Origin of the sequence: Trichlorobacter ammonificans, assembly GCF_933509905.1 — a bacterium.
Taxonomy (GTDB): Bacteria; Desulfobacterota; Desulfuromonadia; order Geobacterales; family Pseudopelobacteraceae; genus Trichlorobacter; species Trichlorobacter ammonificans.
Map to the genome: position 1 here is coordinate 1,236,861 of NZ_OW150024.1, position 12,469 is coordinate 1,249,329.

The 12,469-nt window shown below is 61.9% G+C and carries 13 protein-coding genes; 12 read left to right on the plus strand and 1 reads right to left on the minus strand.

Going from position 1 to position 12,469, the window contains the following annotated elements; genetic code table 11:
• Window positions 1–192: 192 nt before the first annotated feature.
• A complete protein-coding gene (locus tag RAK07_RS05585) occupies window positions 193–348 on the minus strand; it encodes a hypothetical protein (protein ID WP_305731854.1) in 156 nt (51 codons plus the stop codon).
• A gap of 84 nt (window positions 349–432) precedes the next feature.
• Between RAK07_RS05585 and RAK07_RS05590 the strand changes: the two genes are divergently transcribed.
• The 12 genes from RAK07_RS05590 (at window position 433) to glyA (ending at window position 12,401) form a co-directional block, all read left to right on the plus strand.
• Window positions 433–3,135 (plus strand): cation-translocating P-type ATPase, encoded by a 2,703-nt coding sequence (locus tag RAK07_RS05590; protein WP_305731855.1) that lies wholly within the window; start codon window positions 433–435, stop codon window positions 3,133–3,135.
• Window positions 3,132–4,625, plus strand: coding sequence for a 4-alpha-glucanotransferase (gene malQ / locus RAK07_RS05595; RefSeq protein WP_305731856.1), 1,494 nt, complete (start codon window positions 3,132–3,134; stop codon window positions 4,623–4,625). The genes RAK07_RS05590 and malQ overlap by 4 nt, the downstream gene beginning before the upstream one ends.
• 60 nt (window positions 4,626–4,685) lie before the next feature.
• Window positions 4,686–5,225, plus strand: coding sequence for a YceD family protein (locus tag RAK07_RS05600; RefSeq protein ID WP_305731857.1), 540 nt, complete (start codon window positions 4,686–4,688; stop codon window positions 5,223–5,225).
• A 42-nt stretch (window positions 5,226–5,267) separates the two neighbouring features.
• Window positions 5,268–5,453 (plus strand): 50S ribosomal protein L32, encoded by a 186-nt coding sequence (gene rpmF, locus RAK07_RS05605; RefSeq protein ID WP_305731858.1) that lies wholly within the window; start codon window positions 5,268–5,270, stop codon window positions 5,451–5,453.
• A gap of 18 nt (window positions 5,454–5,471) precedes the next feature.
• Complete coding sequence (gene plsX, locus RAK07_RS05610) at window positions 5,472–6,512, plus strand: phosphate acyltransferase PlsX (protein WP_305731859.1); 1,041 nt, start codon at window positions 5,472–5,474, stop codon at window positions 6,510–6,512.
• A 91-nt stretch (window positions 6,513–6,603) separates the two neighbouring features.
• A complete protein-coding gene (gene fabD, locus RAK07_RS05615) occupies window positions 6,604–7,533 on the plus strand; it encodes an ACP S-malonyltransferase (RefSeq protein ID WP_305731860.1) in 930 nt (309 codons plus the stop codon).
• A 38-nt stretch (window positions 7,534–7,571) separates the two neighbouring features.
• A complete protein-coding gene (fabZ, locus tag RAK07_RS05620; RefSeq protein ID WP_305731861.1) occupies window positions 7,572–8,009 on the plus strand; it encodes a 3-hydroxyacyl-ACP dehydratase FabZ in 438 nt (145 codons plus the stop codon).
• Window positions 8,010–8,111: 102 nt separating this feature from the next.
• Window positions 8,112–8,849: a 3-oxoacyl-[acyl-carrier-protein] reductase gene (gene fabG / locus RAK07_RS05625; RefSeq protein ID WP_305731862.1), complete on the plus strand. Its 738-nt coding sequence runs from the start codon at window positions 8,112–8,114 to the stop codon at window positions 8,847–8,849.
• 195 nt (window positions 8,850–9,044) lie between these two features.
• Window positions 9,045–9,278: an acyl carrier protein gene (gene acpP / locus RAK07_RS05630; protein ID WP_305731863.1), complete on the plus strand. Its 234-nt coding sequence runs from the start codon at window positions 9,045–9,047 to the stop codon at window positions 9,276–9,278.
• A 95-nt stretch (window positions 9,279–9,373) separates the two neighbouring features.
• Window positions 9,374–10,609 carry a beta-ketoacyl-ACP synthase II gene (gene fabF / locus RAK07_RS05635; protein WP_305731864.1) on the plus strand — a complete coding sequence of 412 codons (1,236 nt, stop codon included), beginning with the start codon at window positions 9,374–9,376 and terminating at the stop codon, window positions 10,607–10,609.
• Window positions 10,610–10,611: 2 nt separating this feature from the next.
• Window positions 10,612–11,061: a ribose 5-phosphate isomerase B gene (gene rpiB, locus RAK07_RS05640; RefSeq protein WP_305731865.1), complete on the plus strand. Its 450-nt coding sequence runs from the start codon at window positions 10,612–10,614 to the stop codon at window positions 11,059–11,061.
• Between the two features lie 92 nt (window positions 11,062–11,153).
• A complete protein-coding gene (gene glyA, locus RAK07_RS05645) occupies window positions 11,154–12,401 on the plus strand; it encodes a serine hydroxymethyltransferase (RefSeq protein ID WP_305731866.1) in 1,248 nt (415 codons plus the stop codon).
• The last annotated feature ends 68 nt before the right edge of the window (window positions 12,402–12,469 follow it).

Sequence of the window (12,469 nt, forward strand, 5' to 3'; positions counted from 1 at the left end):
TTCACAAAGTCCCGTCCTTGGGGTAAGCTGAAACCGCTGCCGCGGCTGGCTGCTGCGCGTCAGATTTTGAGAATCACTCTGAGACCTCAACGGATGCCAGGCGCATGGAACGGGGGCGACCGAGACCAGGCACAATCGGTAGACGGGAGTAGGAGCACCCCGTAGCGCTGCGGTTGGTCGCCTTCATAGTTTTCAACGCTTCCAGGGTTTGACGAACAGGTAGACGATCACCAGAAAGGGAAAGGCGGAAAAGGCCGCTTCCAGATTGCCGTTGAAGAGCTGCCAGGTTGAATAGCCGATGATGCAGAGGACAAAGAGGACCAGGAGCAGGGCGGAGAATTTATTCATGGCCCGGATAGTAGCTGCTTTGCGTTCAAATGCAACGGAAAAAGGGGGATAACGCCCCCGATTCTGCAATGAGGGTACCGATCCGTGGAACAGGTGAATTGGCATGTCATAACCGTTGATGAGACCCTCGGACTGCTTGACGTTGATCCGGCGACCGGTCTTTCCGCCGCCGGGAGTGCCCGGCGACGGGCGCGATATGGCGCCAACGAACTACGGGAACAGGGAGGGCGTACGCCGCTCCGGATACTCGGGGAGCAGTTCACCTCCACCATGGCCCTGATCCTGACTGCTGCCGCGCTGGTGTCGGGAGCGGCGGGCTCCCTGAAGGACGCCGTTACCATTTTTGCCATCGTAATCCTGTTTGCCCTGCTTGGTTTTGTCCAGGACTACCGCGCGGAGCGGGCCATTGCCGCCTTGCGCCGGCTTGCCGTGCCGCTGGTGCGGGTACGTCGTGACGCTGCGGTACTGGATATTCCGGCATCGGAGCTGGTGCCGGGGGATATCGTGCTGCTGGAGGCCGGCAGTACCGTGCCGGCGGACTGCCGCCTGCTGGAGGCCCATGGCCTGCGGGTGCAGGAGTCGCTCCTCACCGGCGAGTCGGAGGCGGTGGAGAAACAGACCGATCCGCTGGTGGAGCGGAGCTTGCCGCTGGGAGACCGGCGCAACCTGCTGTACATGGGTACCCAGGTGGTGGCGGGGCGGGCCGTGGCCGTGGTGACCGCCACCGGCATGTCGACCGAGCTGGGCAGGATCGCCACGCTGCTGCAGCAGGTGGGGCAGGAATGGACACCGCTGCAGAAGCGGCTGGACCGGTTGGGTAAAGTGCTGGCGGTGGTGTCGGTGGTGATCGCGGCCCTGATCTTCGTCATCGGCCTGCTGCGGGGCGAAGGGGTGCGGGAGATGCTGCTGATGGCGGTCAGCGTGGCGGTGGCCGCCATTCCGGAGGGGCTGCCAGCGGTGGTGACCATCACCCTGGCCCTGGGGGCGCAGCGGATGCTCCGGCGCCATGCCCTGATCCGGCGCCTGCCGGCAGTGGAAACCCTGGGGTCGGTGACGGTGATCTGCAGCGACAAGACCGGTACCCTGACCGAAAACAGAATGACGGTGAGCAGGCTGGAGACGTTCACGGGGCCGTGCGACACTGACCGTGACGGGACCGAGCGGCTGTTGCTGGCTGTCGGTGCACTCTGTAATGATGCGGTGCTGACGGTTGAGGAGGGGCGGGAGCAGGTGCTGGGTGATCCCACGGAAGGAGCCCTGGTAGTGGCGGCGGCGGAGCGGGGGCTGTTCCGCGAGGAGCTGGCCTGTTCCCTGCCACGTATCGCCGAGATTCCCTTTGACTCGGTAACCAAGCGGATGATTACCGTGCATCGGATCGCCGGCACGGTGGATGGGCTCCGCTTTCCGGAGCCGTTGCCGCCGGAGGGAAAGCTGCTGGCGGCCAAAGGGGCGCTGGATGCGCTGTTTGCGCTCTGTGACCGTCTGCTGGTGGGAGAAACGCTCGAACCGCTGGATGAGCACCAGCGTGCCGTTCTGCAGCAGGCGGCCGACCGTTTTGCCGCCGACGGTCAGCGGGTGCTGGCCCTAGCTGCCCGTGTCCTGGGGCCCGGGGAGGATGACCGGCTTGAATCCCTGGATCATGGCTTTGTCTGTCTCGGACTGGCGGCTCTGGCCGACCCTCCCCGTTCCGAAGCGCGGGAGGCGGTGCTGCGCTGCCGCTCCGCCGGCATTCGGCCGGTGATGATCACCGGGGACCACCCCTTGACAGCGCTGGCCATTGCCCGCCGGGTAGGGATCGATCATTCGGCAGGTGCCCTGACCGGTCCGGAGCTGGACTCGCTATCCGATGCGGCGTTTGATGCTGCTGTGGGCAGCGTGTCGGTCTACGCCCGGGTGGCTCCGGAACACAAGCTGCGTATCGTGGCCTCGCTCCAGCACCAGGGCGCAGTGGTGGCCATGACCGGGGACGGGGTCAACGACGCGCCGGCCCTGAAACGGGCCGATGTGGGGGTGGCCATGGGCAGGGTGGGGACCGACGTGGCCCGGGAGGCCTCCGACATGGTGCTTCTGGACGACAACTTCGCCACTATCGTGGCGGCGGTGGAGGAGGGGCGCACCATCTACGACAATATCCGCAAGTTCGTGGTCTTCTCGGTGGCGGGCAACACCGGCAAGATTCTGGCGGTGCTCCTCCTGCCGTTTCTGGGCCTGCCGATGCCGCTCACGCCGCTGCAACTGCTCTGGCTCAATCTGCTCACCGACGGCCTGCTGGGGTTGGGCATGGGAGTGGAGCGGCCGGAACCGGATGTGATGCGGCGGCCTCCCATCGCCGGCGGCAGTCAGATATTCGACCGTGCCACGGTCCGTTACGTGCTGCTGACCGGAACGCTGATCGGTGGCTCCTGCATGGCGGTTTCCTGGCTGGTATGGCGGAGTGGCGGTCCCTGGCAGACGGTGTTATTCGTCTCGCTGGCCCTGGCGCAGGTGGCCCAGGCCATGGCCCTGCGCTCCTTCCGCAGCTCCTTCTTCAACATGGGGCTGTTCAGCAATCCGTTGCTCCTGGCCATGGCCCTGGCTGTGGTGCTGTTGCAGGGGCTGGCGGTCTACCTTCCCGCCCTGCAGGTATTCTTCCGCACGGTTCCGCTTGTTTCGGCCGAGCTGGTGCTGATCCTGCTGCCCGCCGTGGCGGTGTTTCTGTTGCTTGAAGGTGAAAAATGGGCGGGACGGCGCACGCCGGTTCCAGCAAACGGTCCGGATGTTCCGGACACGACCAAGGAGAGACCATGACCCGACAACGGCGTGCGGGGGTGCTGCTTCATCCCACGTCACTTCCCGGCAGCAACGGTATCGGCACCCTAGGGGTCGAGTTGCGCGGTTTTCTGGAGTTCCTTGCCGCAGGCGGCTTTTCCCTCTGGCAGGTGCTGCCGCTGACACCGCCGGCTGCCGGCAACTCTCCCTATTCCGCCTACTCGGCTTTTGCCGGCAACCACCTGCTGATCGACCTTGAGCAGCTGGTGCGGGAGGGGGATCTGGCGGCGGAGCGGTTGCAGGGGGCTGATTTCCCGGCAGAGCGGGTCGATTTCGAGCGCGTGGTTCCCTGGAAGGAAGCCCTGCTGCAGGAGGCGGCCGAACGTTTTTTTGCCCGGAATGACTCCGAGCGTCTGGCCGAATTCTGGCAGTTCTGCGACAGTACTTACTGGCTGCACGACTACGCGCTGTTTCGTGCCCTGAAAGTGCAGTACAAGGGGCGACCCTGGACCCGCTGGCCCACCGACCTGGCCCGCCGCGTGCCGGAAGCGCTGGAGTGCGCCTCCCGGAAGCTGGGACCGGCCATTGGGGCCGAGAAGTACCGGCAGTGGCAGTTCTTCCGGCAGTGGCGACAGGTGCGGGAGTGGGCGGAGGAGTTGAAGATCGGCATCGTGGGTGACCTGCCGATTTTTGTGGCCCATGATTCGGCGGACGTCTGGTGCAACCGGGAACAGTTTCTGCTGGATGAGCGGGGCAAGCCGCTGGCGGTGGCCGGGGTTCCCCCGGACTATTTCAGTGCCACGGGGCAGTTGTGGGGCAACCCGCTCTACAACTGGCCAGTGATGGAGCAGCGGGGGTTTGACTGGTGGGTCGCCCGCATCCGTCAGATGACCGACCTCTTTGACCTGGTGCGGATCGACCATTTTCGCGGTTTTGCCGCTGCCTGGCAGGTGGGGGCGCGGGAACGGACCGCGAAGAACGGTTCCTGGGTGGCTGGGCCGGGATTCAGCTTTTTTGAAGCAGTGCGCGCTGCCATAGGCAACCTGCCGTTCATCGCCGAGGACCTGGGAGTGATCACGCCGGACGTGGAGGCGCTGCGGGATGGTTTCGGGCTGCCCGGCATGAAGATTCTTCAGTTTGCCTTTGATTCCGATGCCGCCAACCCGTATCTGCCCCATAACCACCACCCCGCCACGGTGGTCTATACCGGCACCCACGACAACGATACCAGCCAGGGGTGGCTGGACAGCCTCGACAGCCGGATCGAACGGCGTATTCGTGACTACCTGGGCAAGGAACACCCGATCGTCATCGATGACCTGATCCGGATGACCCTGATGTCGGTGGCCGATATCGCGGTCATCCCGTTCCAGGATCTGTTCGGACTTTCGACGGGAGCCCGCATGAACCGGCCGGGGACGGCTTTTGGCAACTGGGAGTGGCGCTTTTCTGCGGACCTGCCGTTGCGGGAGCGGGTGCCGCTTGTCAGGGAGTATCTGGAACGGTACGGCAGGCTGAATACTGCTTGACAAAGCAGCAGTTTTCAGGATATTACGTCATTCCTTTACCACTGTTGTCCGAGGCGCGGCATGAAAGTCAAAACCGAACATATCAGGGAAACGGTTCGGCAGTTTGTCTTTCAGGAGGCTGCGGCCGCCTTTCCGATGCTGGCGGAGATGGAAGAGGCCGGCGAGTGTCGTTTTACCGGTCCGGTCAGTGTGGAGCTGACCGCCGGCCGGGAAATGGATCACTATCGGGTGGAAGGAACGTTGTCGGTGCCGCTTTCCTTGACCTGTTCCCGCTGTCTGGCGGAGTTCGGGCAGGTCGTGTCCTCGCAGTTCACCATTTTTTTTCGTGAGGGCCGGGGGGAGGAGCAGGCTGAAGAGCACGAGGTGGAACTGGCTGAACGGGACTTGGTTTCCGCCATCTTTCAGGGGGACGAGATCGACCTGTTGCCGGAGATCGGCGAGCAGGTGGCCCTGACCGTACCGCTGAAGCCGCTCTGCAGCGAGTCCTGCAAGGGGTTGTGTCCTTCCTGCGGGGTTGATCGTAATACCACGGTCTGCACCTGCAGCCAGGAGCCGAAGCTTTCCAAGTTTTCCGCCTTGAAGGATTTCAAGGTGCGCTAGTATAATACCGGCCGCACGCGGCCACAAAGGAGCAAACGAGCCATGGCAGTACCCAAGAAGAAAACCTCCAAATCCCGCAAGAACATGCGGCGTGCCCATGATTTCATGACCGCCCCCAGTCTGTCCGTCTGCCCGCAGTGCAATGAGGCCAAAATGCCGCACCGCGCCTGCCCTTCCTGTGGAACCTACAAGGGCAAGCAGGTTGCCGGTGCTGAAAAGAAAGCCTGACGGATTCCGATCCGATCGATGAGAGTTGCCGTTGATGCAATGGGAGGAGACAATGCCCCGGCCGTAGAGGTTGAAGGGGCTGTTGCCGCTGCCCGCGAATTCGGCATTGCCGTTACGCTGGTGGGTGATGAGCTGCGGCTGCGCCAGTGCTTGGCCACGTATCCCACCGCAGGACTCGATATCGACATCCACCATGCCAGCGAAGTGGTGGGAATGCACGATTCCGCCTCCGACGCAGTGCGCAGGAAACGCAATTCGTCGGTGCGGCTTGCCTTCGAGCTGGTCAGCGAGGGCAAGGCCTGTGCTGCGGTCAGTGCCGGCAACTCCGGCGCCACCATGGCGGCGGGGATGTTCGTGCTGAAGCGGATCAGCGGCATCGAACGCCCCGCCATCGCCCAGGTATTTCCCACCCTGCAGGGGAAAACCCTGGTGCTGGACGTGGGAGGGAACGTGGACTGCAAGCCGACCCACTTGGCCCAGTTCGCCATCATGGGACAGGTGTACGCCAAGTATGCCATGGGGATCGACAACCCCCGTATCGGGCTCCTTTCCAATGGTGAAGAGGACTCCAAGGGGAACGATCTCACCCGCGAGACCAACGCCATTCTGCGCCAGACCTCCCTCAACTATGCCGGTTACGTCGAAGGACGCGACATTTTCAAGGGAACGGTTGAGGTGGTGGTCTGCGACGGCTTTGTGGGGAACGTGGTGCTGAAGCTCTCCGAAGGGCTGGCCGAGGCCACCGGCACCATGCTCAAGCGGGAGATCATGGGTGACATGATCGCCAAGATGGGCTACCTTTTCATGCGCGGGGCCTTCAACCGTTTCAAGAAGACCGTGGATTACGCCGAATACGGCGGCGCCCCCCTGATCGGCATCAACGGGGTGGGGATGATCTGCCATGGCGGTTCCAATGCCAAGGCGATCAAGAACGCCATCCGCTTTGCCCACGAGTACGCCACCAGCGGTGTGACCCAGCGGATTGCGGAAACGCTGTCCGAAAACTACGGCGCCCTGTTCCTCCGCTCCGGTAACGGAGCCCCCACCGTTTCATCGTAATGTCCGCCGGTTTTCGACAACCGCTTCTCCCCGCTTATCACTGTTCCGTACCGTTCCAGATCGTCACGATGACTGTCAAGGAGTCGAACCTATGAGTACAACCGCTTTTCTGTTTCCCGGCCAGGGGTCCCAGTATGCCGGTATGGGCAAGGAGCTGGCGGCTGAGTTTGCCGTGGCCCGCCAGACTTTTGAAGAGGCCGACGAGGCCTTGGGGTTCAAGCTGTCCGCTCTCTGCTTCAACGGCCCGGAAGAGGACCTGAAGCTGACCTTCAATACCCAGCCGGCCATTCTGGTGACCAGTATCGCGGCGCTCAGGGTGGTGAAGCAGGAAACCGGGCTGTCAGCAGCCTGCGTGGCGGGTCATTCCCTGGGGGAGTATTCGGCACTGGTCTGCAGCGGCGCATTGTCGCTGGCGGATGCCGCCCGGACCGTACGCGCCCGGGGCACCTTCATGCAGGAGGCGGTACCGGTGGGGGTCGGCGCCATGGCCGCCATGCTCTCCATCGAGGCGGACGAGCTGGCCGCCATTTGTGCCGAAGCAGCCCAGGGCGAGGTGGTGGCTCCGGCCAACTTCAACTCCCCCGGACAGATCGTGATTGCCGGTCATGCCACGGCAGTAAACCGCGCCATTGAAATCGCCAAAGGAAAAGGGTATCGCAAGGCGATGCTGCTGCCGGTCAGCGCACCGTTCCATTGCTCCCTGATGCAGCCGGCCGCCGACCGCCTGACAGCGGTGCTGGAGCAGGTGGCCGTGCAGGAACTGGCCGTACCGGTGATCACCAACGTGGAAGCAACGGCCAACCGGGATGCCGGACGGGTACGCCAACTGCTCGTGGCACAAGTCTGTGCACCGGTGCGCTGGGAACAGTCGGTTCAGGAAATGGGCCGCCTGGGGATTACCCGCTGTATCGAGATCGGCCCCGGCAAGGTGCTTTCGGGGTTGGTCAAGCGGATTTCCAAGGAGATCAGCACGGTATCGGTGGAAGATACGGCCACCCTGAAGGCCCTGACCGCCGCCTAGTCGTCATCTCTCCCGTTTTGTGAAAGGAGCTCGGAGCAATGCTTGACATCAACCAGATCATGTCTATTCTCCCCCATCGTCATCCGTTCCTGCTGGTGGACCGCATCCTGGAGATCGAGATCGGCAAGCGGATCGTGGGGCTGAAAAACGTCACCGTCAACGAGCCGTTCTTTCCGGGCCACTTTCCGGGGCACCCGGTCATGCCGGGGGTGCTGATCATCGAAGCCATGGCCCAGGTTGCCGGCATTCTGGCGTACCAGTCCGACGAAAGCGTTCGGGACAAGGTTACCTACTTCGTCGGCATTGACAATGCCAAGTTCCGGAAGCCGGTGGTGCCGGGTGACCAAATCCGTTTCGAGATCGAGGCCACCGGTTGCAAGCGGGGAATCTGGGTCTTTACCGCCAAGGCGTTCGTTGACGGCAAGCTGGTGACCGAAGCGGAGCTGAAGGCCACCTTTGCCGAGAGAAACAGCTGATTCCGGTTCCGGAACAGGGCGTAGCTAGCGATGGTTCCTCGCCGCCTTGATCTCATTCTTGATCCGGAATTGGAATAAAGCGACCTGAAAGGAGTGAATACCATGTCCAAGGATAAAGTTGCCGTTATCACCGGCGCCTCGCGGGGGATTGGCCGGAGCATCGCCCTGGCCCTTGCAGCCCAGGGTGCCACCATCGTTGCCGTTGATATGGATCAGGCTGCGACCGAAGCCGTTGTTGCCGAGCTGCAGGCTGCCGGCGCCAAGGCCCTGGCGGTTGTCGGCAATGTTACCGTGCCGGCCGACACCGAGCGGATGATCGATGCTGCCGTTGAGGCCTTCGGCCGGGTGGACATCCTGGTGAACAACGCCGGCATCACCCGCGACGGCCTGTTGATGCGGATGAAGGACGACGAGTGGGATGCGGTGCTGAACGTGAACCTGAAAGGGGCGTTCCTCTGTACCCGCGCCGCCTGCAAGGTCATGAGCAAGCAGCGGTACGGCCGGATCATCAATATCGCTTCCATCGTGGGGCAGATGGGCAATGCCGGCCAGGCCAACTACTGTGCCAGCAAGGCCGGTCTGATCGGCCTCACCAAGTCCAACGCCCGGGAACTGGCCAAGCGTAACATCACGGTGAATGCCGTGGCTCCGGGCTTCATCGCCACCGCCATGACCGATGCCCTGCCGGAGAAGGTGCGGGCCGAGCTGACGGCGCAGATTCCACTGGAGCGGCTGGGCAGTTCCGATGATATTGCCAATGCCGTGGTATTCCTGGCGTCCGAAGCATCGGGGTATATTACGGGGCACGTGCTGGCGGTAAATGGCGGCATGTATATGTAGTGGAGGTTGAACTGCAGATCCGGTTTGAGCCGATCTGTCCCTCTTGCTGGGGTTTGGTCTGCTAAATCAGGCAGTTATGGTAGTTGTCGCCGGGGTGAAAAATTGCTTTGACATTTGTCGCCGCGGTTTGCTAAGAAGCATGAACGTTTTGCAAACACAAAACCTGGAACGGTTTATAACACACGGAGGTGTACGATGTCCGACGTAGCAAAGAAGGTAAAAGAGATTGTTGCCGAGCAGCTTGGCGTTGACGAGGACAAGGTGGTGAACGAGGCTTCCTTCATGGATGACCTGGGTGCCGACTCCTTGGACACCGTTGAGCTGGTTATGGCGCTCGAAGAGGAGTTCGATATCGAAATTCCCGACGAGGATGCCGAGAAAATCCAGACTGTTCAGGATGCCATCGACTACATCACCGAGCATACCTGATATCACGTGCAGACGAGTACCGGTTGAGGCGGAAAAGGGGGGACTGGTCCCCTCTTTTCCTTTTCACGGCAGGTAGCTGAAACGGAGTGATACATATGCGAAGAGTCGTTGTTACCGGAGTAGGGGTTGTTTCTCCGCTGGGTACGGGGAACCAGAAAAACTGGGACGCACTGATGAACGGTCGTTCGGGGATCGCGGCGATTACCAGATTTGACGCCAGTGCTCTGCCGGTGCGGATCGCCGGCGAAGTGGATGATTTCGAGGCCGAACAGTTCATCGACAAGAAAGAGATCAAGAAGATGGATCTCTTTATTCAGTACGCGATGGCAGCCGCGCAATTCGCCATGGAGGACTCGGGACTGCAGGTTACCGAGGAGAATGCGGAACGGGTCGGCGTGCTGGTGGGGGCCGGTCTCGGCGGTCTGCCGGCCATCGAGAAGTATCACGTGGCGCTGCTGGAAGGGGGATACAAGAAAATCTCTCCCTTCTTCATTCCGATGCTGATCATCAACCTTGCGCCGGGTCATATCTCCATCAAGTACGGTGCGAAGGGGCCCAACCTGTCCTCGGTGTCGGCCTGTGCCACCGGTACCCATTCCATTGGCGACGCCTTTCATATGATCGCCCGCGGCGATGCCGATGCCATGATTGCCGGCGGTGCCGAGGCAACGATTACCCCCTTGGGGATCGGCGGCTTTGCCGTGATGAAGGCGCTGTCCGACAGCAGGAACGACGACCCCCAACGGGCATCCCGTCCCTTTGACAAGAGCCGTGACGGCTTCATCATGGGGGAGGGGGCCGGTATCGTGGTGCTGGAGGAGTACGAGGCTGCCAAGGCCCGTGGCGCCAAAATCTACGCTGAAGTGGTGGGCTACGGCCTGACCGGCGATGCCTACCATATGACCGCACCGGCGGAGGGGGGAGAAGGGGCTGCCCGCTGCATGAAGATGGCCCTGAAGAACGCCGGGGTCGCTCCGGAGCAGGTAACCTATATCAATGCCCACGGCACTTCAACGCCGTTCAACGATCTGAACGAGACCCTGGCCATCAAATCGGTTTTCGGCGACCATGCCGCCAAGCTGATGGTTTCCTCCACCAAGTCCATGACCGGTCACCTGCTGGGTGCCGCCGGCGGGGTCGAGGCGGTTTACTGCTGCATGGCCATGGAGCGCAGTGTGGTGCCGCCCACCATCAACTACGAGGAACCGGACCCGGCCTGCGACCTGGACTACGTGCCCAATACGGCCCGTGATGCAGCCATCCAGTACGCCATGAGCAACTCCCTTGGCTTTGGCGGTACCAACGCCACCCTGCTGTTCAAGAAGATATGACCATGAAGATAGCACTGGGAAGCGATCATGGCGGAGTTGCCCTCAAGCAGGTGCTGATCCAGTTCCTGCAGGAGCGGGACATTGAGGTTGCCGATGCCGGCACGAACAGCGACGAGTCGGTGGATTATCCCGATTTCGGCGAGCGGGTGGCCCTGCTGGTGGTGCACGGCGAGGCGGATGCCGGGATCGTGGTCTGCGGCACCGGTATCGGCATTTCCATTGCCGCCAACAAGGTGCCGGGAATCAGGGCAGCCCTGGTGACCTCTCCCGAGATGGCGCGGCTGGCCAAGGAGCATAACAATGCCAACGTGCTGGCCCTGGGGGGGCGCATTCTTGATGATGCCACGGCAACGGCCTGCGTTGCTGCCTGGCTTGACGCCTCCTTCGAGGGGGGGCGCCATCAACGGCGTCTGGACAGGATAACCGCTCTGGAAGAGAAAAGCTGCCGTTAGCGGACAAGAATGGTACGCTGTACAGCGGGACTTGCAACAAGTCCCGCTTTCTGTTTTATTAAGCGAATATTTTGCAGACAAAGGAGCAGACCATGTCAGTACTAGCTACGTTTGATCCGGAAATCGCCGCGGCGATCCGTCACGAAACCGAACGTCAGGAGTATAACCTCGAGCTGATTGCCTCCGAAAACTTCGTCTCCGAAGCGGTGCTGGAGGCCCAGGGATCGGTGATGACCAACAAGTATGCCGAAGGGTATCCGGGCAAGCGGTACTACGGCGGCTGTCACCATGTGGATGTGGCGGAGCAGTTGGCCATCGACCGGGCCAAGGAACTGTTCGGCGCCGAGCATGCCAACGTCCAGCCCCATTCCGGCTCCCAGGCCAACATGGCAGTATTCAACGCCGTCTGCCAGCCCGGCGATACGATTCTGGGGATGAATCTTTCCCACGGCGGCCACCTGACCCACGGCAGCCCGGTCAACTTCTCCGGCCGGTTCTACAAGGTGGTTCCCTACGGCGTCTCCCCGGATACCGAGACCATCGACTATGCCGAGGTGGAGCGCCTAGCGGAAGAGCACCGTCCCAAGATGATCATCGTAGGGGCCAGCGCCTATCCCCGGATTCTCGATTTCGCCGCATTCCGGGCCATTGCCGACAAGGTGGGGGCCGTGGTGATGGTGGATATGGCCCACATCGCCGGTCTGGTTGCCGCCGGGGTACATCCCAGCCCGATTCCCTACGCCGAGTTCGTGACCACCACCACCCACAAGACCCTGCGCGGGCCCCGGGGAGGGATGATTCTGTGCCGTGAGGAGTTTGCCAAGACCCTCAACTCGCAGATTTTCCCCGGTATCCAGGGGGGACCGCTGATGCATGTGATCGCTGCCAAGGCGGTGGCGTTCAAGGAGGCGCTGCAGCCGGAATTCAAACAATATCAGCAGCAGATCGTGAAGAACGCCAAGGTGCTGTCGGAAGCCCTGATCAAGCGCGGCTTCAAGCTTACCTCCGGCGGTACCGACAACCACCTGATGCTGATCAACTTCACCGGCACCGAGATCACCGGCAAGGCAGCGGAAGAAGCGCTGGACAAGGCCGGTATCACGGTCAACAAAAACACGGTGCCGTTCGAAACCCGCTCACCCTTCGTTACTTCCGGTATCCGGATCGGTACGCCGGCCTGCACCACCCACGGCCTGAAAGAAGCGGAAATGGAGCAGGTCGCCGGTTTCATTGCCGACGCCGTCGCCAATATCGGCAATGACGGAAAACTGGGCGAGGTCAAGCAGCGGGTGAATGAGCTGATGAAGCGGTTTCCGCTCTACGCGGCGCGCCTGAAATAACGTAGCCGGAACGCGAGGGCACGGTCACGTGCCTGTGCAGCAAAAAGGCGGCTGAACACCGGGACCAT